1 pseudogene is annotated in these 663 nt (G+C 73.3%); it reads left to right on the forward strand.

The window, feature by feature from the left end:
• A pseudogene (locus ACIKT0_RS19605) lies at nucleotides 1–663 on the forward strand (GNAT family N-acetyltransferase); the annotation flags it as partial.

A 663-nucleotide genomic window follows, 5' to 3' on the forward strand; every position in this document is an offset into this window, starting at 1 on the left:
CCCCGGCTCGCCGCGCGCGGCGGCCGAGCAGGCCGCCCGGCGGACTGGGTTGCGGCTCGTCGGTCCCGGATGCCTCGGCGTACAGAGTCCCTATGTCCGCCTGAACGTCAGCATCGCTCCGGAGGCGCGGGCGGGCGACCTCGCCCTGCTTTCCCAGTCAGGCGCCGTGATGGCCTCGACGATCGAGTGGGCGAGCGCGCGCGGCATCGGCTTCTCGGGAGTGGTCTCGCTTGGCGACATGGCCGACGTCGATGTCGGCGACCTTCTCGACCACTTCGCGCTCGACCGGCGCACCCACGCGATCCTGCTCTACCTGAACGCCGTCACCGACGCGCCGCGCTTCCTGTCGGCCGCCCGCGCGGCCGCCCGCATCAAGCCGGTCGTGGTCGTGAAGGGCGGCCGGCGCGAACCGGAGGGCCGGCCCTGGTCGTCCTATGCGGCGAGCTTCGCCACGTCGGACGCCGTGCATGAGGCGGCGTTCCGGCGGGCCGGATTGCTGAGGGTGGCGGATCTTTCCGAGCTGTTCTCCGCCGCCGAAACGCTCGCGCATGTCGCGCCGCTGATCGGCAAGCGCATCGCGATCGTGGCCAACGGCGCGGCGCTCGGGACGCTCGCGGCTGATCGGCTGGCGGAGCTCGGCGGCGTGGCGGCCCGTTTCTCGGC

It is taken from the genome of Hansschlegelia beijingensis (assembly GCF_045505405.1).
GTDB lineage: Bacteria > Pseudomonadota > Alphaproteobacteria > Rhizobiales > Methylopilaceae > Methylopila > Methylopila beijingensis_A.